Origin of the sequence: uncultured Draconibacterium sp. (genome assembly GCF_913063105.1) — a bacterium.
Classification (GTDB): domain Bacteria; phylum Bacteroidota; class Bacteroidia; order Bacteroidales; family Prolixibacteraceae; genus Draconibacterium.
Genome location: NZ_CAJXYQ010000003.1, coordinates 329,793 through 352,385, shown reverse-complemented (window position 1 = coordinate 352,385; position 22,593 = coordinate 329,793). Strand labels below are relative to the sequence as shown.

Sequence of the window (22,593 nt, the reverse complement as noted above, 5' to 3'; positions counted from 1 at the left end):
CTTTAACTCACTACCACAAGCTTGCTTATTGTGTACTTTTTTTCTTACTCGTCCAACATTTTCTGAGGCAATTCTTTTGTAGCTTTAGCCCCCAGTTTTTTAATGTTTTCCACCCGGCGAACCAGGTTACCGGCACCGGTATGAAGTTTGTTCAGCGCTGCATCGTATGTTTTCCTTGTCGTTTCAAGATTTTTACCAATGTTTTCCATATCACTGATAAATCCAACAAACTTGTCGTAAAGCGCTCCTCCCTGCTTGGCAATTTCTATGGCATTTCGGGTTTGGTTTTCCTGCTGCCAAATAGACGATATGGTGCGTAAAGTAGCTAACAAGGTTGAAGGACTAACCATTACCACCTTCTGATCCCAGGCATACGAAAACAACTCCTGATCTTCCTGAATGGCCACACTAAACGAAGCCTCTATTGGAATAAATAACAAAACAAAATCAGGCGAATTTAGCTTACTGGCTGTTTGGTAATGTTTTTCGCTCAAGCCTTTTATGTGGGTTCTAATACTTAATAAATGCTCTTTTACAAACTTTGTTCTTTCTGCGTCGTCATCAGCATTTACTGCTCTTTCGTAGGCAACCATCGACACTTTTGAATCCACAATAATATGCTTATTGTCAGGCAAGTTAATCACGATGTCGGGCTGAATTCTTTTGCCGTCTTCTGTGGTATCGCTAAACTGTTTTTCATAGCCCTGTTCTCCTTCGTTTAATCCCGAGCGTTCTAAAATGCGTTCCAACACCACTTCTCCCCAGTTTCCTTGTTTTTTTACATCACCCTTCAGTGCCTTGGTAAGGTTATTAGCTTCTTCGCTAATTTTGTTATTCAGATCGTATAATTTCTTTAGTTCAGCTTTCAGGTCGGTCTGGTCTTTTAATCCTTGCTTATAAGTGTCATCTACTTTTTTCTCGAATAGCTGTATTTTCTCCTTCAATGGATTTAAAACATCGCCAATATTTTTTTGATTGGCAGCTGCAAATTTTTCGCTGTTCTTTTCCAGAATTTTATTGGCCAGGTTTTCAAATTCGGCAGTCAGCCTTTTTTGCATCTCTTCCAGTTCCTTCTTCTGCTCGTTTAACTTTTCCTCCTGATTTACAAACTGTACCTTGGCATTTTCAAGTCGCACATTCAGCGCTTTATTTTCTTCCCGGTAGATGCCCAGATCAGCTTTCCACTCATCGGCTTCGGTTTTTAATGCATTGTAGCGCTCTTGCCAAACCAGGGTTTGTTTTTCAATTTCAGCCTTTTGTTCCAGGTATGCATTTTCTTTTTCAAAAAGTATTTTTTCAGCCTCCGACTGTCCCTTTTGTGCTTTCAATTTTAAATATAGAAAAGCAGCAACGGTACCAAATACCATTCCTGCAAGCAGATAAATTATTTCCATTTTTGATTTTATTTGAAGCTTAAAAATACAAAAATGCAGGTAAGCTCAATCGCGAAAAAGAAAAAATAGTGATTTGATTTCTGCCGCCGCTAATTTTTCTATTTTTAAAGGAAAATAACGTTTTATTGCATGGAGGTTAAAATTGAAGCCGGCTGGAAAACACAGCTGCACGATGAGTTTGAAAAAGATTATTTTAAGCAGTTAAGTGATTTTGTACGCAACGAATACAACACCCAACGAATTTATCCGCCGGGCAAACTTATTTTTAATGCTTTTGATCTTTGTCCTTTTACCCAGGTTAAGGTTGTAATTTTAGGACAAGACCCCTACCATGGCCCCGGGCAAGCGCATGGCCTGTGCTTTTCGGTAAACGATGGGGTGAAGTTCCCGCCCAGTTTACGTAATATTTTTAAAGAACTGAACAGCGATATAGGCAAGCCTATTCCGGAAAGTGGCAACCTTAGCGCGTGGGCTCAGCAGGGAGTTTTACTGCTAAATGCCACCTTAACGGTTCGTGCCCACCAGGCCGGTTCGCATCAAAAAAAAGGGTGGGAACAATTTACCGATGCTACCATTGAGAAAATAAGTAAGGAAAAAGAAAATGTAGTTTTTTTGTTGTGGGGAAACTATGCCATTAGCAAGAGTAAATTTATCGATCAGCAAAAACATTTGGTTTTAACTTCAGTGCACCCATCGCCACTTTCGGCAAGCCGTGGTTTTTTTGGCAACAAGCATTTTAGCCGTACCAACGAATTTCTTGTTTCAAAAGGAATGGAACCAATAAACTGGTAAAACGAATAAAAAAAAGCCGATCCGTTAAACGACGGACCGGCTTTCGTTATTGTAATGTCAATAGTTTACCATTTATAAACGATGGAATTGATATTCATTCCGGCACCTACCGAACAAAGAATTGTATAATCACCTTCGTTAACTTCGTGCCCTTCCATTTTTCCTTTTACAACAAGGTCGACAAGGGTTGGAACAGTAGCTGTTGATGAGTTTCCGAGTTTTCGAATACTCATAGGCATTATTCCTTCGGGGACCTCTTTCTGACCGTATAATTTTAACACACCTGCCAAAATAGCCTCATCCATTTTTTCATTGGCCTGGTGGATAAAAATTTTCTTAATGTCGCTTAGCTCCAGCCCAGCTTTTTCAATACTTTCCTTTACCACACCCGGAACTGTAGTTATGGCATAAACATATAATTTATGACCAGTCATTTTTATGAACAGTTCGTCGCTTTCAAAATCGGCATTGCTTGATTCGCCCAAGGTAAGCAGGTTGGCAAATTTAACAGAATCAGAACGACTGGAATGCGACAAAATACCAAGGGGTTCTTCGCTTTCAACAGCTTCAACAACAGTTGCTCCGGCACCATCGGCATAAATCATCGAATCGCGATCATGCGGATCGGAAATACGTGAAAGCACATCGGCACCTACCACAACTCCACGTTTTGAAAAGCCGGCTTTAATATATGCATCGGCGGTAATCATTCCCTGTGTCCACCCCGGACAACCGGAAACTACATCGTGGCAAATACATTGTGGATTTTTGATGTTTAATTTCATTTTTACCTTATTGGCTAAACTTGGTAAAACATCAGTACGCACATTGCCTTGCACGATGTCGCCAAAATTATGACCAACAATAATAAAATCGAGACTATCTTTTGAAATGCCGGCTGATTTACAAGCGTCTTCAACTGCAAAAGCGGCAATATCTGATGTTACCAATTCGTCCTCAATGTACCTTCGCTCTTCAATATTCGTAATCTCCCTAAACTTCTGAATAATTTCTTCGTTGCTTTTATCGTCAATCTTTTTCTTCGATGGAGTAAAAAACTCGTTATTCAGGAAGTGTGTATTTTTAATTATTTGGGTTGGAAGGTAACTTCCGGTACCAATAATTCTTGTGTAAGTTTGCTTTGCCATAATCCTTCTTCTAAGCTTTCGCTTTATCCTTATATGTCTTTAATTCAAAATTATTGCCATCAAAAACGCCATAAGAGAACATCTTAATCCAATCGCCCAATAAAACAAAACTTGTTTTTTCGTTCATCTTTTTGTTTACCAGTTGATGCCGATGGCCCATTACAAAATAATCAACCGGATTTGTTTTTATAAATTCCGCGGCAAATTTATACATTCCATCTTTATCTGCCACATATTCCTGCTCATAATCCGATTTTGATAACCTACTTGATGCCGACCATTTGTGCGCAATATAAAATGCAAAATTGGGATGTAGCCTGGAAAAGAGCCAGCGCATACTGTTATTCGTAAATATTTTTTTCAAAAAAATATAACCTTTATCGGATGCATCAAGGCCATCGCCATGGGCCAGAAAGAATTTCTTTCCGCAAATATCGTGTACCATGTAGTTGTGATGAACTTGAATTCCGGTTTCTTCGGCCAGATAATCATACACCCACATATCGTGATTTCCGGTAAAGAAATGCACCGGTATTCCCCTGTCGGTTAAATTGGCCAGACGGCCTAAAATTCGGGTAAACCCACGAGGAACCACCTTTTTGTACTCGTACCAAAAATCGAAGATGTCTCCCATTAGAAAAAGTTCGCTCACATCAGTCTCAATTTCATCGAGCCAGGAGGCGAACAGCAATTCGCGTTCCCGGTTATTATTTAACGCAGGAGCACCAAGGTGTATATCCGAAATAAAATATATTTTTTGTTTTTCAGCCAATTTTTGGAGTTTATGCTAATCTAAAAGCTGAGCCAGTGCCTTATTGAGCGCAGGTCCCTGGAGATTTTTCGCCACAATAGCACCTTCTTTATCAAGCAGATAATTAAAAGGAATAGACTGAATGTTGTATACTGCGGCGGCGTTTCTACTTCCTTCCATATCGCCAACATTAATCCACGACAAACCATCTTTATCAATGGCATCAACCCATTCGGCACGATTTTGATCTACACTAACCTGGTAAATCTCAAAACCTTTCCGTTTGTATTTTTTATAGGCTTCAACCAAAACCGGGTTCTGAATGCGTGACCCGCGGTCAACAGCTGCCCAAAACTGCAAGAGTACAATTTTTCCTTTTAACGACGACAGTGCTATTTCTTTACCATCGGCATCCGGAAGAACAATGTCCGGGCTGTTTTCGCCTTGTTCCTGAATAAACTGTTGCATTTTTTCGGCTTGTTGCTGACGAACAAACTGCAGTGTATTGTTGTAAAGTGCCTGCACCTGCTCGGAATTCGGGTAAATTGAATGTAGTGCCGAAGCAGCAGTTTTCATCACCTGCAAATCGCGTACAATATAAAACTGATCGTTGTTATTAAATTTCTGATAAAGCGCCAAAACACTGGCCATTGCAAACGGATTTTCGCGAACAAAATCGGTAGAGAATTCAATCTGTTCTTCCACAATTTCATCGTATTCTTCGGCCCACCGCGGACGTACATCATCGTATTCCGGGTTCCCGGTATACAAGTTATCTAACGAGCGCAGCGAGTCGAGTTTGTTTCGGGTTTCTTTCAGTTTTGAATCCAGCAGTTTCACCTGCTCCGACCCTGCTGACCCTGTTACACTGTATTCACGGTGGAAATTTGCAGCATCCGCTTCAACAGTAATTGTTTCTGCCGAGTCAACCAATAAAGTAATAAAGTTTTGGTCGGTGAGTTTTAGCAGGTAAAAAGTAGGTATCCCGGTTACGCCTTTAATTTCAAACTCTCCCTTTTTATTAATTGTAGCCTCTGCAATTTTTTTCAACGACGAGGTATGCAGTTCTTCTAAAACAATTTCTTTCCCTTCGGCGTGTGTAATTTTACCCCGAATAGTAAATCCTTTTTCTTTTTTACACCCTGCTAACAATAGCATCGCTGCTACCAAAAAAAATAAAACTCTATAGGTCATCTTGTTCATATCATTTCAATTGATTACCAAATGGTATCATAAACCGGTTTATCTACAGAAAAAATGAGTTTTCAGTTTTAATTGCACTATATGTAAACAGTGCACCCATTTCATATAAAGGCCGTAAAATTAACAATTTTGAATACATCGAAAATAGCATTTTAAGAAAATAACAATTTTTATGCTTTCTGATGCATTGAAACGGTTTAAGCGCATTTAACTCATCAGCCTCTGACTTGCTTTATTTTTTGCCTATAACTCAGAAATTGCATTATACTTTTCATTATTTTAATCGGATTAGAGCTACCGCCTTTAATAGATTTAAAATTTTCAATAGGTTTGTAACGCAAAACATTTTTTACCATTACTATTGTGAAGATACATTTTTCGCTTGATGATTTTAAGGCCCGAAACCCTGTGGTAACCATTGGTACTTTCGATGGTTTGCACAAAGGGCACCAACTGGTTATTAACCAGTTAAAAGAATTAGCCAGCAACGAAAACGGCGAAACGGTAATCTTTACCTTTTACCCTCATCCGCGCATTGTTACCGCACCCAACGAAACAAGCCTGCGTTTGCTTACAACAAAAAACGAAAAAATTAAACTGTTTGAGCAATTTGGTGTCGATCACCTGATTATTTATCCTTTTAACGAAGCGTTTGCAGCCCTAAGCTATACCGATTTTGTAAAAACCATTTTGGTGGAAAAAATACACACCTATTGTTTGGTTGTGGGCTACGATCATCGGTTTGGGAAAAACCGCGAAGGCGGATACGAATACCTCCAAAAATGTGCTGAGAAATACGGTTTTAAAGTACACCGAACTGAAGCCTTATCAGTAGAAACCGACAAAGTAAGCTCAACAAAAATACGGGCAGCGCTTGAAACCGGTGCTATTGCAAAAGCCAATCAATATTTGGGCTACCGCTTTACCTTGCACGGCACGGTGGTTAACGGCAAACAGCTGGGTCGAAAATTAGGATTCCCCACTGCAAATATTGAAGCCTCAGACAAATACAAAATTATTCCCGGATACGGTGTTTATGCAGTTTTAATTGAAATTGACGACAAACAGTACAAGGGAATGTTAAACATTGGAACCCGCCCCACTTTTAATAACAACGCCGACAACCGCAGCATTGAAGTAAATATTTTTGATTTTGCTGAAAACATTTACGGCAAAAGCATCACACTTGTTTTTATTGACAAAATACGTGAAGAGAAAAAGTTTGCGGGAGTTGATGCCTTGGTTGAACAACTAAAAACAGATAAGGAAGTGGCGCAAGAACTGCTGCTATCGCTTTAATTGATTTTTCTCAGCTTGCAGCTAACGGGCAAATGGTCTGATTTCCGGTAATCCAACGTTTCAAAATCAAACGATTCAAAAGCATCACCGTGCATAATATAATCAATACGAAACGATGGCAATTTGCCAATGTAGGTACGCCCAATTCCCTGCCCCGATTGAACAAAAGCATCGCTTAATCCATTGCTTAAATTGCGGTACGAAAACGAAGCGGGTGTATCATTAAAATCGCCACAAAGGATGACATTATGGGGCGATTCGTCAATGTATTTTCTGATTTCGCGCACCTGCCTTGCCCGCAGCTGAAACGCATCCTTAAATTTGGCTCCCATCTCTCTCACCTCATCCAGGTCTTTCTCTTCGTTTAAGCCCGGCGACTCAATTATTGAATACTTATCAGGATCAATCAGGTACGATTGCAGATGGATATTAAAAATGCGAACGGTATCAAAATCAATCAACACATCGGTATAAATGGTAATGTTCCGGGAGTCTTCAAACCTAATTTCGCCCATATTTACAATAGGATAGCGGGTCATTGTTACCGAGCCGTAACTTGTGCTGGAACGCGCAAACTGGTAGTGTTTAATCGATTCGAGGTCTTTAACGGTTTGTGCCAGGTTAAAAATATTGTTTCGGCGCAAACGTGCTTCCTGCAAACAAATAATATCGGCATCCTGCCCGGCTAAAAATGTAATAATCTCTTTCGCATTTTCTTTCTGATTGCCCGTGCCATCAGCCACAAAATGTTTTACGTTATACGAAACTACTTTAATAGCTGCCTCGGTACTACTTTTGCCTTTTACCTGGTAAAAGCGGGTAACAAACCCCCAGCCAACAGCTACAACAATTAACGACAAAAGCGCATAGCGGGGTTTAAACAGCAACCAAAACAGTACGAACGCGAGGTTAGCCCCCAAAAGAAACGGATAAGCCAAACCAAATAGAGATGGAATCCAGAAAACATCCGGTGGAATATGTACCGACAGGTAGGATACAACCAATGCACTACATGCTAAAAAATTAAAAAGTAGCAGTATTTTAAGGATAACTTTTTTCACAGCTTTTGTTTACACGAATACAAGATAAAAAATCGTTCGAATTAATAAACGATAAAAAATGCTTTTACTGATACTGTCCGGTATTATTTTCTGCACCGCAACATCCGATTTTTATTTTCCAAATCCCGTCTTAATTCTACCGAACTAAATCCCAACGACTTAACCAGGTTCACCATTTCTTCGCCAAAACTCTCGTTAATTTCGAAAAACAGTAAGCCACCGTTTTTTAAGTGGTCTTTAGCAAACTGCGCAATGGTGCGATAAAACAACAACGGATCGTTATCGCTCACAAACAAGGCCAACTCGGGTTCGTGCTCCAGCACATTGGCCTGCATTTGTGCTTTCTCGCTTTCGCGAACATACGGAGGATTGCTCAGCACAACATCAAACTGTGGCCAATGCTCTTCCTGCCAGTTTAATATATCTGTCTGTTTAAAATGTAGCTGCAGATTATTTGTTTTCGCATTTTTTGCGGCAAGCTCCATAGCTTTTTCCGACTTGTCAACCGCCCAAACTTCGGCATCGGGTATTTCGTTTTTTATAGCCAGGGCAATACACCCGCTACCGGTTCCAATATCGAGTACACGTGCCTGTTTTGGCAATTGGGTTTGGCACACCCACTGCACCAGCTCTTCCGTTTCGGGCCGTGGAATTAAAACTCCGGGTTCAAGCTCCAGTTGTAATCCGTAAAATTCTGTTGCACCTAAAATATATTGAATAGGTTCGTGGTTTTTCAGTCGGCTAACAATGGTTTTAATTTTTTTGACATCCTCTTGCTCCAACATACGTGTTTTAGCCAAAATCATTTGTGTGTAAGAAAATCCAAGCACCTGGTCGAATAGTAGCTTTGTAAACCCCAGAATCTCGCTTTCGGGGTAAATCCCTTCCAATTCTGTTCGGATATATTGAATAGTTTGTTGCATTGTTTACTTTTGTTGCTGCAAATTTAGTTTTTCCTTGAAAATGACAACCGACGAAAAATACATGGCCCGTTGCATCCAACTGGCTAAAAAAGGGTCAGGTGCTGTTTCGCCAAATCCAATGGTTGGCTGCGTTATTGTTTACCAGGGGCAAGTTATTGGCGAAGGATATCATCAAAAATATGGCCAGGCGCATGCAGAAGTGAATGCCATAAATGCGGTTGACAACCCGGAACAACTAAAATCAAGTACCATTTATGTTTCGTTAGAACCCTGTGCCCATTTTGGGTTAACCCCTCCCTGCTCCGACCTGATTATCAGAAAACAAATACCAAAGGTTGTAATTGGCAGTATCGATCCGTTTGCCGAGGTGGCCGGTAAGGGGATTGAAAAACTTCGCAAAGCCGGCCTTGAGGTGAAAACAGGAGTATTAAAAAAAGAATGCGACGAGCTAAACCGACGTTTTTTTACTTTTCACCGGAAGAAGCGCCCGTATATTTTACTTAAGTGGGCACAAACTACCGATGGCTTTATTGATATCGACCGCAAGGAGGAAACTTACGGAGAACCTACCTGGATAACCGGTTCTGAAGCCTTGCTTAGCGTGCATAAAATGAGGGCTGCCGAAGATGCCATTCTGGTTGGTACCAACACGGCCGAAAAAGACAACCCCTCGCTAACGGTGCGGCATTGCAGTGGAAAAAATCCGCTGCGTATAGTTATTGATCGTAATTTACGACTGGAAAAAACACTGCACCTGTTTGATAACGCAAGCGATACGCTTATTATTAACGGAATTAAAAACCGGGTTGAAGAAAAAACAAGCTATGTTAAAATTGATTTTTCGGAAAATATTCTGCCACAACTAATGAATGTGTTGCACCAGAAAAACGTATTATCGCTAATTGTTGAGGGAGGAAGGCAGCTATTAAACAGTTTTATAACTGAAGATTTATGGGATGAAGCCCACATTTATACCGGCAATAAAACATTTGGCAGAGGCATAAAAGCACCGGAGATAAATCATTTACAAGGCGTACGCTCACAATTGGGCAACGACACACTTTTGCTTGTAAGCAATGCCACTAATAAAAAGTGAGCTTAGGCCCACCCGGGATAATTTTTACTTTTAGCACATTCTCAACGTACATAAAATAGTAAAACAGCTTATGGTTCATTTCAAAGCCGTAATCTTCTGTTGGATTGTAACCTACCACGGGTTCAAAGGTCCAGCTTGACGATGCCGTTGCGCATTTTGCATTCCAGGCAGAAACATATTGCCTGTTCCAGTTTTCGTAGTAGGTTTGCGTGCGGTATGCGGCCGAAGTGTTTTGCCGTTCGTACCACATATCAAATTTTGCATTAAACGTTTCAACGTCGTACTCAACACTATCCTCAGCACTTACCTCAATGCTCGATTTTTCTGATTTGGCACTATTTTTTGTACCTGAACATGCGTAAATAAGCAAGAAACTACCAGTAATAGCCCAAAGAAATATGTTTGTTAATTTTTTCATCTCTACCTGTAACTACGAAAATTATGCAAATATTGTTTTTACTCAAATAAATTTGGAAATTTACCCTAACAAATTACAAAATATGTTTGATTGGAGTCAATTCTGGAACTGGTTTTATTTTATTTTTCTGCTCACAGCTATTCCTGTTGCGCTCATGATTATTCTGGAAAAACGCTCGCCTTTTAAAACTGCAGCCTGGATTCTGGTACTTATTCTGCTCCCCATTTTTGGTGTGGTTTTTTACCTGGTTTTCGGGCAGGAATACCGGAAGCGCAAAATGTTTTCGCGGCGGGGCATTAAAAGCCTCAAAGAGCTGCGCCGGTTGAGTACAGAACAACTTAAAAATATCGAACAGAAACAACTCATTTCAAAAGCAGGCCTTAACAATCAGGCGCAACTTATTCGGTTACTGTTAAACAATTCCGACTCGTTGCTAACCACGGGCAACACCCTTAAACTGTTAAAAGACGGAGAAGAAACATTCGAAAATATATTTTATGCCATTGAGCAGGCCCGTCACCATATTCACCTTGAATATTACATTTTTGAGGATGACAAAATTGGCAACCGCCTAAAAAATTTACTGATAAAAAAACGCAACGAAGGTGTTGAAGTACGCATTATAATTGACGATGTTGGCAGCTGGGGGCTATCCAGGCGCTTTTTCAAAACTTTTCAGGCAAACAACATCGAAATTCACCCATTTATGGAGGTTCGGTTTCCACGTTTTACATCGCGGGTAAACTACCGCAACCACCGTAAAATTATTGTTATTGATGGAAAAACGGGCTTTATTGGCGGGGTAAATATTGCCGACCGCTACCTTGAAGGACTTAATGGTATAGGGGCCTGGCGCGACACTCACCTGCAAATAAATGGCGATGCTGCAACAACCCTGCAGGTTATTTTTGCTGCCGACTGGTATTTTATAACCAAACAAAACCTTTACGGTTACCGGTATTTCCCTCCGCTTTCTGATGCGCCGGGAGTTCCGGTTCAGGTTTCGGCCAGCGGCCCCGATTACAGCTGGAAAAGTATCGAACAAGGTTTTTTTGCTGCCATTGCCGGGGCACATAAAAAAGTATACCTGGTTACGCCTTACCTGATGCCTCCGCAGGATTTAATTACCGCCCTAAAAACCGCTGCTCTCAGCCAGGTTGATGTTCGAATTATCATTCCCGAAAAATCGGATGCCACCATTTCAAAATGGTGTTCTTTCTCTTATGTCGAGGAATTATTGGAGGCCGGCGTTCGTATCTTTTTCTATCAAAATGGCTTTATCCATAGTAAATACCTTTTGGTCGATGATCATATTTCAAGTGTTGGAACAAGCAATTTCGACTTCCGAAGTTTTGAAACCAATTTTGAGGCCAACGCTTTTATTTACCAGAAAGAATTCGCGGATGAGTTGGAAGAGCACTTCCTGTCGGACATGAAGAATTGCCGTGAAATAAAATACAGGGAATGGCGTAAACGCTCGCTGTTTTTCAAAGTACGCGAATCGCTCGCACATATTATAAGTCCGATGTTTTGATGCTGGATAATGGATGCTGAATCGTTGGTTATTGATTATTGATCATTGGTTATTGGATATTCGACAATGTCATTCTGAGCGCAGCGAAGAATCTGTTACAGCAGAGAACAACTTCCCGCAAAATTGCGCCGCTATTTTTTTGTGCAAAAGTTGCCCGTTGCAAAGTTGCAGGAGCCTACCCGGCATAGAAAGTTAGCAGTCGCACAACTGCAGGAGTCAATCTTTTGTAAAAATTCCTCTCTCGCTGATTTGCAAGAGCATTTCTGACGAAAAAAGTTGGCTCTCGCTGAGTTGCAGGGGTAAAACCTACGCCTCGGGTAAGCTCCCGCTGATTTACAGCTGGCAATCCTACGGAAAAAGTTACTAGCCGCAGATTTGCGCGAGCCTATATTTCAGCATCTTACGATTAGTTCCAAAAAAAAGACCTTCAAGGTTTTAAAAACCTTGAAGGTCTAAAAAACTACTAACTACTGAGACTGTAAACTGAATCCTATTTCTTCACCACCAGCTTACCGGTAAGTATATCATCCTTGTATTTTACACGCACCATATAAACGCCCTCTTTCCAGCCTTGGGTACTAATGGTTGTGCTTTTACCTTTTAGTTTTTGTTTTTTAAGCTTCAGACTCTGAACATTATCATATACTTCAAGAGCCCACTCGGCATTCTCATCGAAAATTGTTTCGCTTGAGGCTGATTTTAGAGTTTCGTCTTCGCTAACTTCAGGCTCAATACTTACAATAGTCTCGCCACTGGTTGGATTGGGACTCATTTGAAGCATTAAACTACCACTTTGGATAAAATAAAAATCCTGAGATTTAATATCTCCCCATCCACATCCATTATTGAACTTAAGATTCACAGTGTAATATCCTTCATGACTGGCAACAAAATAGCCACCTGTACCCGAAGGACACAAAGTCATTATTTGCTGTTGCTGATCCCAAACAGTCCAAATATAATCTGCAGCATCATCCGAAGGGTGTGGTAAACTGGCTCTAAATTCAAACGGAGTTCCTGTTGTTAAATACCAGTTATAGGCATTTTGGTTTAAATCGAAAGGGCTGAACACCGTGGCCTCCTCCGTGCCTACCCAAATATTTTTCCGTGGCAAAGTTATTTCCCCACAACCAGTAGTGGTTAGGATTGCCTCAACCCATCCTGCTCCTGAACCAATAGCGGTAAAAGTTCCAGGGTTCAGCGGGTCTTCAGTGAGGTTTCTTGATTCATTCCAGGTAACGGTGGTGCCGTCAGGTGGATTGTTGACGGTAAATGTGCCAGAAGAGCAGACTAGGGAGGGGCCAGAGATAGTCGAATGAAATACATTTTGAAGAATTGTTGTATTATCTATAAAATCTTTCATTCGTTCTATTTGCAATTCAGAGAATAAACTCCGGCAAGGTTTATATGCATATGACATAAGATTAGAGGCATCAGGTGAATATTCATCACCATTTGCATCCGTACCAGTTCCTGTATAAGTACAACTGCTACTTGACCATACGTTGGGATCAGCAGCGGTATCTTCAATATAATCACCGCATGTCAAGGAATTATCACCATTAACTAATTCGGCACATTGATCAAGATCACCACCTCCCTCATTCATAGTCCCGTGATGAGTATGATAAAGGCCTAAACAATGCCCATTTCATGAGGCAAACTTGATGTATCATAATAATCGCCATGGATAATTAATGCAGTTGAAGGGATGTCATCTGCCATTCCTGCCGCTATCCAATTTGTTGACTCGCCAAGAACATAGATATCAATGGCTTCGCAATGTGAATTAACACCGAAAAGCTGATTTTCTTTTCCACTAAAATTCACATAATAATAGTCATTATCAATAAATTCTGATCCTAACAACGAAAACTGGATATCAGCATCCGAATAATTACTATTTAATGAGTTTACAATTGTTGATAAAATTCCTGTATCAAAACCTTGACCACTACTACTCCTCACAATATGGACAAAATATTCAATGAGTATGATCGAATAGTCAATAAGGATCTTGCTGATTTATTATAAATCCATTGGGGAGGCTCAGGTGACGTGGTTAAGCATTGTTCTTGAGCATTTACTATTAATACATTTAAAATCAATAAAAAGAAAATAATAATTTTTTTCATAAAATTTAGTTTTTAGCGGTTACAATGAAGACAAATTGATAATCATCAATAGTTGCATCGGGTTGGTTATAATTTGTTGGCGATGCTTTTGCCATAAAAATTCGGAATGGTGTATCTTGAATTAACGAGCCTTCACCAAATAGATTAGTGAACGCATCAACGAAGTAGGAACTATCATTTAAATTTGCCGGAGCAGATTCTAAATCGTCAATCAAATCATTTACATCCTGGATATCATGTCCATCATTTTCGTAAAATAAGGCTCCACAAGGTTTGGATGCTATTTTCACTATTTTGTCCTGATTATTTATTTGCAAATAGGAATAAACTCTTACGGCCAAAGATCCATCTACGTTATTACTAAAATCAGTTAAAGAACAATCTACATTAACACTATCGTCAACATCTGTAATCGATAGTTCTACTTTTTCTCCTTTGTAAGCAACCTCCATTGAATCGCCATATTTGAGTTCAAAGACACGTACTAAATCACCTATATCGTCAGAAATACTGGTGTCTAATCCATCATCATTACACCCTGCCCCAAGCAACACCACACAAAGCGGCAAAAGGAACAGGAGAATTGTTAATAGTTTTATTTTTTTTGATTTCATATTTTAAAAGATTTTTAGATTGTGAGTATTTAGTACAGAGTACTTTAAAAAACAGGTTCTTGTAAGATTAAGAACTGAAAAAAGAGCGCATTAAAAAAGGTCGGTTTCTGTTGCTTTGGCAACGCAGGGTTTGCGGCAATGTGGGTGGCTAACTTTACAAACGGTTTGTTTTGTTTTTTCTGAGTTTTACGAGGTATTCATGGTTGGTTGTATTTTTATGTTTATGGAATTAAGATGTTTAAAGATAAAAGAGGGTTGCGTCAAAAGCAATAATTTGGGCTTATGTTTAGTAACAGATTAAGTGGTCACTGGAAAATCAAAAGCCCATCATGTTTCTACAAACCGTGAAGGGCTAAAAACTGCGAATTGTGATTGCAACTCTACATGCGAAATAAATGATTAAATTAGTACTTCACACAATGTCAAAAGGTAAATTACTTTTTAACTATCAGCTTACCGGTAAGTATTTCATCCTTGTATTTTACACGCACCATATAAACACCTTCTTTCCAGCTTTGGGTGTTTATTCCTGTACTGCTGCCTTTTAGTTTTTGTTTTATCAGTTTCAGGCTTTGAACATTATCGTATACTTGATACGATTCCGAGGATTCATTAGAAACTAAAGTTAAAGGTTAAACTATAAGGTAATTCAATTCGGGAAAGATAATTGGTGTGTTTAACTCTATTATCTGGAGCGACATTTGTTCCTTCCGTTTTCCAATATTCGAATTTGTTTTCAATACCTGTTTCAAAAGCTAACGATAGATTATTTGTTAGCAATATTTTTACCCCTGCAAAAGGGATAAAATACAATTTAAAATAATCATCAGTTTTAGGGTAGTCCATATCATCGGTAACGCTGAAATATGATCCAATATCAGCTCCATAATAGAAAATAGCTTTATTGAGTTGTTTTTGAAATTCATATCCGAAAGAGAACGAGAAATTGGTTTTTTCTACTTTTCCCGTTAATTCATAGTTATCATCGTCTTGAGTAACATGATACTTATCCACTAAATAAGTGGCTCCAATACCAAAGCGGTAAGCCCCTTTTATTTGGTTATCTTTAATATTGTTTAGTTTAAACAGCACTTTATCGGGAATGCCATCGGAGAAGAAGTTCTGAAGGTCTACAGCTATTTCATATTTGTTTGTAGCTGTAGTTGGGTTTTGAGCTTTACTATTAGTAATACCCGTAAAAAATAAACATAGTATACCAATAAATAAGGCAATTTTTTTGTTTTCCATTTCTTTACATTTTTTTGATTTAATGATTAATAATGCTTGAGGCAGTATAAACTTATAATACAATTTCCGGTTCAACTATTTATTGAACAAAATTTAGTTAATGATTGAATTTGAAGATGAAAATTAAGGGGTTCGTGGCATGGCAATCTGCTAAAAGGTTTATATATAAATTTGTGTTTTAAAAGTATATTTTCTTTGGTCAACTTCAAAATTATGAGCCTATGTTAAATAGCACAATTAGTTTAGTGTTATTTGCTACTAATTTGCAAAGGGTAGAAAGGGTGCCTTCTTTCTCTGTATAAAATGAATAAAGATGGTATTCTAAAAAAACCTGATACCGGATATTCGATACTGGATAATTTAATACTGCCAACTGAGACTAAAAACTTGTTACTGGCTTAATAAGACTATCATCAGCTAAAACGGCAGCTTCCCTAAATCCAGATTTCCGCCCGAAAGAATAATACCCACTTTTTTGCCTTGCACATCCACTTTCTTTTCCAGGATAGCAGCCAGTGGCACCGCCGACGATGGTTCGATAATTATTTTCATTCGCTCCCAAATCATGCGCATGGCTTCCACAATACTTTCTTCCGAAACGCATACAATATCATCCACCTTGTCGAGTATTATTTTGAAATTCCGTTCGCCTAACGAAGTCAGCAAACCGTCGGCAATTGTTTTAGGATTTTCGGAAGGCACCCATTTTTTAGAATGAAACGAACGATAAGCGTCATCGGCTCCGGCCGGTTCGGCAGCAATAACTTTGCAGGCGGGCAACAATTGTTTGCTTGAAATTGCCGTTCCGCTTAACAACCCGCCACCACCAACGGGTGCCATAATAATATCAAATTTGCCTTTGTCTTCAATCAATTCTTTGGCGGCTGTTCCTTGTCCGGCAATTATATAAAAATTATTGTAGGGATGAATTTCTGTTGCTCCGGTTTCTTCAATCACTTTTGCCAGCGTACTTTCGCGTGCCTGCAAAGTAGGTTTGCAAAATGTAATTTTAGCACCATATCCGGCTACAGCTTTCTTTTTTATTTCGGGCGAGTTTTCGGGCATTACAATATGCGCATCAATGCCACGCATACGGGCTGCCAGCGCCAGTGCTGCGGCATGGTTTCCAGACGAATGTGTGGCCACACCTTTTTGCGCTTCTTCTTCACTTAACGAAAACACGGCATTACAAGCTCCCCGAAATTTAAATGCTCCTACCTTTTGCAGATTTTCGCATTTAAAATACAACTCGGCTCCGACAATTTTATTAATACCTGCCGACGACATCACCGGTGTACGATGGGCATATTTTTGTACAATTTTGTGTGCCTGTTCAACGTTGATATAATTCGGAATATCCATAGCTACTTTGATTTCCCCAGTTTGTCGTTCAATAAATTATAATCGGTGTTGTAAATCGATTGTTTCGAAAGTTCGCGCATACGTTTAAGGCCCGAAACATAGAGGTAAACCACAAACCCCACAAAAACTATTGTTAACCAGGCAATTTCGGTAAACAAAATAAAATCGTAAATACCATGTAAAACAAGGGGTAACAACAGCGCTTTCTGCTTGAGTTTTTTCTGTTCCTTTTCGTAAAATCTTGCCAGGCCAAAATAAAAACCCATGGTAATTCCGAAAATAGCATGCGCCGGCACAGCAGTTACCGCCCGCATAAGTCCGGTGCTTAATCCGCCATCCATTACGTACAGTACATTCTCAACTGCAGCAAACCCTAACGACACGTAGGTGGCATAAACAATGCCATCAAATTTTTCGTTAAACTCGGGGCTTTTCCAGATCAGGAGATACAAGGCCAGGTATTTAAAGAGTTCTTCAGAAAAAGCGGCCACCACAAATGCTTTCCATGCTGCCGAAAGCAATCCTGGAAATTGCAGGGTAAACCGGTCTAAAAAACCTTCAAGAAAAAGAATTGGAATAACAGTAAGCCCTCCGGCCAACAATGCAAAAAACAAGAGGCGTAGAGGTTCCTTTTCGTATTTATCGCGAAAATAAATATAGGCGGCAATAATAACAACAGGCGCAAGTGCCAATACAAGCAGATTCATAAACCAGTTAGTTTACATCGTTAAAATAAAAAGCCTGCACGCCTTTAACACCGGGTCTAAACTTAAACACACCACCGGCATGTGGCCATTTCTCCAGTTCTTCGGGGCTGGTATTTTGCCGGGCCGAGGTAATGTAGAGTGTTCCAAGGTCGTTATCGCCAAAGGCACACGAGGTGACATTTTTTGCCGGAACTTCAATTTTATCAATCAGCTCTCCACTTTCGGGATTCCAGCAGCCAACTGCCGAACCTCCCCAAAGGGCTATCCAAAGGTTATCGTTTTCGTCGATGGTCATTCCATCGGGGCCACCCAATTCGTTTGGGATAGTTAGGGCCACTCGTGGATTTGAGATTTCACCGGTGGTGTCGTCATAATCGTAAGCCATAACTTTGTGGGTAGGCGTATCAATGTAGTACATTTTTGTTTTGTCGCCCGACCAAACAATGCCATTTGAAATACTCACCTTATCCACCATTTTATGAATTGAGGTATCCGGATCGAAGCGATACAATGCGGCCACTTCGCGCTCGCCTTTGGTACTTATCGTTCCGGCCCAGAACCTTCCTGAAGGGTCGCACTTCCCATCATTAAACCGGTTGGCAGGCTTATCGGGTTCAGGGGCAGCCAGTAACTTTTTACTCCCGGTTTCAATGTCGAAAAAATAAATGCCTTTTTGTAAAGCCACCAGCGCATTACCACTTTCGGCAGGCACTACGGTTCCAATCATTTGCCCGGTAAACATTTCTTTGTTAAAAGCCGATGCCGGATTATAAATATTCAGAATCTCCTTTTTTATATCTACCCACATTAACTCGCCGGTTTTGTAATTCCAGATGGCTCCCTCGCCCAATACCGATTGCGAGTCGAGCACCAATTCTGCAGTTTTAGTTTTGTTTTCGGTACAACTAAAAAGCGCAAGTGCCATTATTAAAATAAAAACTAAATTTTTCACGTGTATAATTTTTAATTTCATGAGCTATAAAAGAATCGAATCCGACGGCTGAAACCGCTCTGGTTGTTACACTTCACCGGTGTTCTTTTATTCAAAAAAGCCTGGTGAAGGAATGATTTTCCTTCCTCCTTCTCAATCAAAATAAGAGAAAGACGATGTGTTATCTACTCAATACTCTGTATTAGTTCTTTCATAATCAGAGTCATATTCGGTTCTGCTTTCATTGCAACTTCCTGCACTTCTTCGTGCGATATTTCAACAATTTCGCCGGGCACTCCGCTGTCGGTTACAATTGAAATTCCAAAAACGCGCATGTCCATGTGTCGGGCAACAATTACCTCGGGCACGGTTGACATCCCCACAATGTCGCCACCCAAAATGCGGAACATTTTATATTCGGCAGGAGTTTCAAAGGTAGGCCCCGAAACGCCTACATAAACACCTTCTTTTACATCAATACCGTTTTGCAGAGCAATAAGCTTAGCCTTGTTGCGCAAACGCTGGCTGTATGCCTTACTCATATCCGGGAAACGCGGTCCGAGTTCCTCCTGGTTTTTACCACGCAGCGGATGATCGGGGAAGAAATTAATATGATCGGTAAGCAATACAATTGCGCCAACCTGCCAATCGGGGTTTAATCCGCCACTGGCATTGGAAACAAAAAGATTTTTTACACCAACAAATTTCATTACCCGCACCGGAAAGGTAACCTCTTTCATATCGTAACCTTCGTAATAATGAAAGCGACCTTGCATGGCCAACACTTCTTTATTTCCCAGTTTGCCGTAAATTAACCGGCCGGCATGTCCGTCAACTGTCGACACCGGAAAATTCGGAATATCAGTATAGGGTATCGAATCAATTATTTCAATTTCGTTAACCAGGCCTCCAAGACCGGTTCCAAGTATAATACCAATCTCAGGACTTGCCTGAATTCTTTCTTTTATGAAGCTCGCGGTTGCTTTTATTTTCTCCAACATAATTCAATATCTTCTTATTAAACGATTTTTTTTCTTCTTCAAGGAAATCAACTTTTACCGGCAGGTAGTACATGGCCGCTTTTAAGGCATCGCTTATTTCCTCGATGTCTTTAAAACGCATAGCATCCTTTTCGGTTGTAACAATTATCTTTTTTTCTGAGTTTATTGCCTGAAATCGTTTTTCAATTTCAACAATATCGTTGGTTGTATAGGCATGGTGGTCAGAAAATGTAAGCGTTTCCATTTGTGTGCCCATTTTTTTAATAAACGAGTGCATTTGTTTTGGCGATGCAATTCCGGTTACTACCAGCATGTGGCAGCTTACAGTTCTGTAACTGGCCTCATCCAATTCAGGCGCATTAAAAATGGGCTGCAAGGTTCCGTATACCAGCCGGGTAAAATACAATTTCTGGTAGGGCAGCAAATTTACATCGTTTTGCAAAATACGGCGCATTATTGGCGTAACCTCTTCGGGGCATTTTGTAAATAAAATAATATTTGCACGTCGCATTTGGTATACACCTTCGCGTAAGCGGCCGGCAGGCAATAGGGTATCATTTTTTATTTGCCGGTTGTAATCAATCAACAAAATATTTATTCCCGGTGTTATCCTCCGGTGCTGAAAGGCATCGTCGAGCAATACCACATCGGGTGTTTTTCCTTCGGCAGGTTCGAGTAATTTTTCCACACCTTTTACCCGATCTTCGCATACCGACACTGTTACGTCCGGAAATTTATTTTTAATCTGCAAAGGTTCATCGCCAACTTCAAGGGCGGTAGATTGCTTTTCAACCCAACGAAACCCTTTTGTTTTTCGTTTATACCCCCTGCTTAAAGTAGCCACTTCGTAGGTATCTTTTAGCAGATTTACCAGGTATTCCACATGAGGAGTTTTGCCAGTTCCGCCAACGGTAATATTACCGATTGAAATAACAGGAACATCAAATTCTTTCGACTTAACTATTTTTAAATCGTAGGCTCTGTTTCGTAAAAAAATAACAAAACCATACAGCCAGGAAAGCGGGTAAAGGAAAATTTTCGCCATTTATAATTGTTCTTCAAAAAATAGAAAGCTAAGATAAGAAAAAGGATGCATCACAGCTTATGATGCATCCTTCTAATTTTATGTATTACCCGTATTAATTCAGATAAATATCGTAAGGCATACGGGCATATATTCCATTCATGCCGGCTGCTTTTTTCATGTATTCGTAATAGCGGTATTTGTCGCCAAGTTCGCCCTTTAAAATGCGTGTTTTTGCGTTACCGCCCAGCTTAAACATTTCTTCCAAAGGATTTGGCAATTCGGGCAGTGCGATGGTACGGTAATCCTCAAGGCCTTCCATTTCGGCAGCAAGCTCAATGGCATCTTCCAAGCCGCCAAATTCATCAACAAGGCCAATCTCCATGGCATTTTCGCCACTCCACACGCGACCCTGCCCAATGTTGTCAACCTGTTCTTTTGTCATTCCGCGGCCATCGGCCACATGCGACAGGAAGGTATCGTAACCAATTGAAATATATTGGGTCATGCGTTGTTTCTCGTAGGGAGTCATGGGGCGCGACAAAGAAATAAAGCTCGAATGTTCGTTAGTGCCAACGGCATCGGTTGTAATACCAAGCTTATCGTTCATTAATTCGCCAAAGTTTGGAATCTGACCAAAAATTCCGATCGATCCGGTTATTGTATTTGGACTGGCAACGATTTTATCAGCCGGGCACGAGATATAATAACCACCTGATGCTGCTACATCGCCAAACGAAACCACCAAAGTTTTTTCTTCGGCAGCCAGTTTTACCTCGCGCCAAATTGTTTCCGAATCAAAAACTGCGCCTCCAGGCGAATTAACACGCAAAACAATAGCTTTATAGGCACTGTCCTGACGAACTTTCCGAATCTCTTTTCCGAGTTTATCGCCGTTAATTCCTTCTCCGGCACTAAGTGCAGCTCCTATTTCGCCACTGGCATAAATAACGGCAATTTTATTACGGCTGTATTTTTTTGTTTTTCCTTTAACCGGAGCCTTTGCATAAGCTTTTACATCAACAATGGGTACTCCTTCAGTGCCTTCTATTCCTGTAATTTCGCGCATATCATCCAGCACTTCATCGCGGTATTTGGCAGCGTCAATCAAACCATTTTCCACCATTGCTGCTGCTTTTTTAAAGGTCTGTACTTCGTCGGCCAAAGCATTTAAATCCTCTACCGAAATACCCCGTGCTTCGGCTATTCCTTTTAGCATATGATTCCATAAACTATTCATATACACCAAACGCTGTTCGCGGTTTTCCTGGCTCATTTTATCAAGCATAAAAGGCTCTACTGCTGCTTTAAACTTATTGTTTGGGCCACGAATTATCTGCATTTCAACACCCAGTTTATCTAATGCATTTTTAAAGAAAGTTAGTTCACCACTCAATCCGCGAAAATCGAGTGATACTTCAGGATGCAAAACAATCTGATCGGCCACTGTGGCTACATAATAACCTTTCTGGTCGAGTATCATTTGGTCGGCACAGGCATAAATGGGTTTGTCGCAGCTGTCTTTAAAAGCAATTAGTGCATTTCGAATTTCCTCAACCGATGCCATTCCTCCGTTTGTTGTCGACAATTTCAGGTAAATGCCTTTAATCCGGTCATCATCAACAGCTTTCTCCAACGATTTGCTAATATTATCGAGCCCAATGGTTTTAACTAAACTAAAAATTCCCGGAAGCTCCAAATCTTCGAATGGATCGTTGGGGGCACGATCAACAATACTCTGACTTAAATCAATTACAAGCATTGATTGTTCGGCAACAGTTACTTCTTTTTCTGAAGAGGCAACAATAGCTCCGATAACAATAAACATTAGAAAAGTACCAATAAGCGACAAGGCCAAAACACCAACAATGGTCGCTAATACGTATTTGAAGAATTCTTTCATGTGTTTAATTTTTTATGTTTGTTTTAATAAATTTCGTACTACTCTTTCC

22 protein-coding genes are annotated in these 22,593 nt (G+C 40.2%); 4 read left to right on the top strand and 18 right to left on the bottom strand.

Annotated features, from left to right (window positions below; genetic code table 11):
- Nucleotides 1-44 precede the first annotated feature (44 nt).
- Nucleotides 45-1,394 (bottom strand): DNA recombination protein RmuC, encoded by a 1,350-nt coding sequence (gene rmuC / locus QZ574_RS04660; RefSeq protein WP_297087284.1) that lies wholly within the window; start codon nt 1,392-1,394, stop codon nt 45-47.
- A 129-nt stretch (nt 1,395-1,523) separates the two neighbouring features.
- Between rmuC and QZ574_RS04655 the strand changes: the two genes are divergently transcribed.
- Nucleotides 1,524-2,186 (top strand): uracil-DNA glycosylase, encoded by a 663-nt coding sequence (locus QZ574_RS04655; protein WP_297087281.1) that lies wholly within the window; start codon nt 1,524-1,526, stop codon nt 2,184-2,186.
- Nucleotides 2,187-2,251: 65 nt separating this feature from the next.
- On the opposite strand, the gene QZ574_RS04650 is transcribed toward QZ574_RS04655, so the two are convergent.
- The 3 genes from QZ574_RS04650 to QZ574_RS04640 are packed head-to-tail and all read right to left on the bottom strand — an operon-like array spanning nt 2,252 to nt 5,279.
- The gene (locus QZ574_RS04650; RefSeq protein ID WP_297087279.1) at nt 2,252-3,334 is read right to left on the bottom strand and encodes a ketoacyl-ACP synthase III; all 1,083 of its coding nucleotides are present in this window, start codon (nt 3,332-3,334) and stop codon (nt 2,252-2,254) included.
- A gap of 10 nt (nt 3,335-3,344) precedes the next feature.
- Nucleotides 3,345-4,106, bottom strand: coding sequence for a UDP-2,3-diacylglucosamine diphosphatase (locus tag QZ574_RS04645; protein WP_297087277.1), 762 nt, complete (start codon nt 4,104-4,106; stop codon nt 3,345-3,347).
- A gap of 15 nt (nt 4,107-4,121) precedes the next feature.
- Nucleotides 4,122-5,279 carry a TlpA disulfide reductase family protein gene (locus QZ574_RS04640; protein ID WP_297087275.1) on the bottom strand — a complete coding sequence of 386 codons (1,158 nt, stop codon included), beginning with the start codon at nt 5,277-5,279 and terminating at the stop codon, nt 4,122-4,124.
- A gap of 372 nt (nt 5,280-5,651) precedes the next feature.
- Between QZ574_RS04640 and QZ574_RS04635 the strand changes: the two genes are divergently transcribed.
- On the top strand, nt 5,652-6,587 hold the full coding sequence (locus tag QZ574_RS04635) for a bifunctional riboflavin kinase/FAD synthetase (protein ID WP_297087273.1): 936 nt from the start codon (nt 5,652-5,654) through the stop codon (nt 6,585-6,587).
- Here the strand turns inward: QZ574_RS04635 and QZ574_RS04630 are convergent.
- Nucleotides 6,584-7,648 (bottom strand): endonuclease/exonuclease/phosphatase family protein, encoded by a 1,065-nt coding sequence (locus QZ574_RS04630; RefSeq protein ID WP_297087272.1) that lies wholly within the window; start codon nt 7,646-7,648, stop codon nt 6,584-6,586. The two genes, QZ574_RS04635 and QZ574_RS04630, sit on opposite strands and share 4 nt — an antisense overlap.
- An 83-nt stretch (nt 7,649-7,731) precedes the next feature.
- Nucleotides 7,732-8,571, bottom strand: coding sequence for a peptide chain release factor N(5)-glutamine methyltransferase (prmC, locus tag QZ574_RS04625; RefSeq protein ID WP_297087270.1), 840 nt, complete (start codon nt 8,569-8,571; stop codon nt 7,732-7,734).
- 40 nt (nt 8,572-8,611) lie between these two features.
- Here prmC and ribD point away from each other — a divergent pair, with 40 nt between their 5' ends.
- Nucleotides 8,612-9,667: a bifunctional diaminohydroxyphosphoribosylaminopyrimidine deaminase/5-amino-6-(5-phosphoribosylamino)uracil reductase RibD gene (ribD, locus tag QZ574_RS04620; protein WP_297087268.1), complete on the top strand. Its 1,056-nt coding sequence runs from the start codon at nt 8,612-8,614 to the stop codon at nt 9,665-9,667.
- Here ribD and QZ574_RS04615 read toward each other — a convergent pair.
- Nucleotides 9,654-10,085: a DUF6146 family protein gene (locus QZ574_RS04615; protein WP_297087266.1), complete on the bottom strand. Its 432-nt coding sequence runs from the start codon at nt 10,083-10,085 to the stop codon at nt 9,654-9,656. The two genes, ribD and QZ574_RS04615, sit on opposite strands and share 14 nt — an antisense overlap.
- A gap of 82 nt (nt 10,086-10,167) precedes the next feature.
- Between QZ574_RS04615 and cls the strand changes: the two genes are divergently transcribed.
- The gene (gene cls, locus QZ574_RS04610) at nt 10,168-11,619 is read left to right on the top strand and encodes a cardiolipin synthase (protein ID WP_297087264.1); all 1,452 of its coding nucleotides are present in this window, start codon (nt 10,168-10,170) and stop codon (nt 11,617-11,619) included.
- Nucleotides 11,620-12,109: 490 nt separating this feature from the next.
- Here the strand turns inward: cls and QZ574_RS04605 are convergent, their stop codons facing one another.
- The 11 genes from QZ574_RS04605 to sppA all read right to left on the bottom strand — a co-directional run bounded on the left by QZ574_RS04605 (nt 12,110) and on the right by sppA (nt 22,544).
- A complete protein-coding gene (locus QZ574_RS04605) occupies nt 12,110-12,982 on the bottom strand; it encodes a hypothetical protein (RefSeq protein WP_297087262.1) in 873 nt (290 codons plus the stop codon).
- 272 nt (nt 12,983-13,254) lie between these two features.
- On the bottom strand, nt 13,255-13,587 hold the full coding sequence (locus QZ574_RS04600) for a hypothetical protein (RefSeq protein ID WP_297087260.1): 333 nt from the start codon (nt 13,585-13,587) through the stop codon (nt 13,255-13,257).
- A 172-nt stretch (nt 13,588-13,759) separates the two neighbouring features.
- Nucleotides 13,760-14,368, bottom strand: a complete 609-nt coding sequence (locus QZ574_RS04595; RefSeq protein WP_297087258.1) for a hypothetical protein — start codon at nt 14,366-14,368, stop codon at nt 13,760-13,762.
- A 434-nt stretch (nt 14,369-14,802) separates the two neighbouring features.
- On the bottom strand, nt 14,803-14,928 hold the full coding sequence (locus tag QZ574_RS19415; protein WP_363313503.1) for a T9SS type A sorting domain-containing protein: 126 nt from the start codon (nt 14,926-14,928) through the stop codon (nt 14,803-14,805).
- 52 nt (nt 14,929-14,980) lie between these two features.
- Nucleotides 14,981-15,616 (bottom strand): hypothetical protein, encoded by a 636-nt coding sequence (locus tag QZ574_RS04590; protein WP_297087256.1) that lies wholly within the window; start codon nt 15,614-15,616, stop codon nt 14,981-14,983.
- A gap of 417 nt (nt 15,617-16,033) precedes the next feature.
- On the bottom strand, nt 16,034-16,978 hold the full coding sequence (locus tag QZ574_RS04585) for a pyridoxal-phosphate dependent enzyme (protein WP_297087254.1): 945 nt from the start codon (nt 16,976-16,978) through the stop codon (nt 16,034-16,036).
- A gap of 2 nt (nt 16,979-16,980) precedes the next feature.
- Nucleotides 16,981-17,685, bottom strand: a complete 705-nt coding sequence (locus QZ574_RS04580; RefSeq protein ID WP_297087251.1) for a PrsW family glutamic-type intramembrane protease — start codon at nt 17,683-17,685, stop codon at nt 16,981-16,983.
- Between the two features lie 7 nt (nt 17,686-17,692).
- On the bottom strand, nt 17,693-18,637 hold the full coding sequence (locus QZ574_RS04575; RefSeq protein ID WP_297087249.1) for an SMP-30/gluconolactonase/LRE family protein: 945 nt from the start codon (nt 18,635-18,637) through the stop codon (nt 17,693-17,695).
- Between the two features lie 164 nt (nt 18,638-18,801).
- The gene (locus QZ574_RS04570) at nt 18,802-19,617 is read right to left on the bottom strand and encodes a purine-nucleoside phosphorylase (RefSeq protein ID WP_297087248.1); all 816 of its coding nucleotides are present in this window, start codon (nt 19,615-19,617) and stop codon (nt 18,802-18,804) included.
- On the bottom strand, nt 19,556-20,662 hold the full coding sequence (gene lpxK / locus QZ574_RS04565; RefSeq protein ID WP_297087246.1) for a tetraacyldisaccharide 4'-kinase: 1,107 nt from the start codon (nt 20,660-20,662) through the stop codon (nt 19,556-19,558). The genes QZ574_RS04570 and lpxK overlap by 62 nt, the downstream gene beginning before the upstream one ends.
- Before the next feature lie 94 nt (nt 20,663-20,756).
- A complete protein-coding gene (gene sppA, locus QZ574_RS04560; RefSeq protein ID WP_297087244.1) occupies nt 20,757-22,544 on the bottom strand; it encodes a signal peptide peptidase SppA in 1,788 nt (595 codons plus the stop codon).
- Nucleotides 22,545-22,593 lie beyond the last annotated feature (49 nt).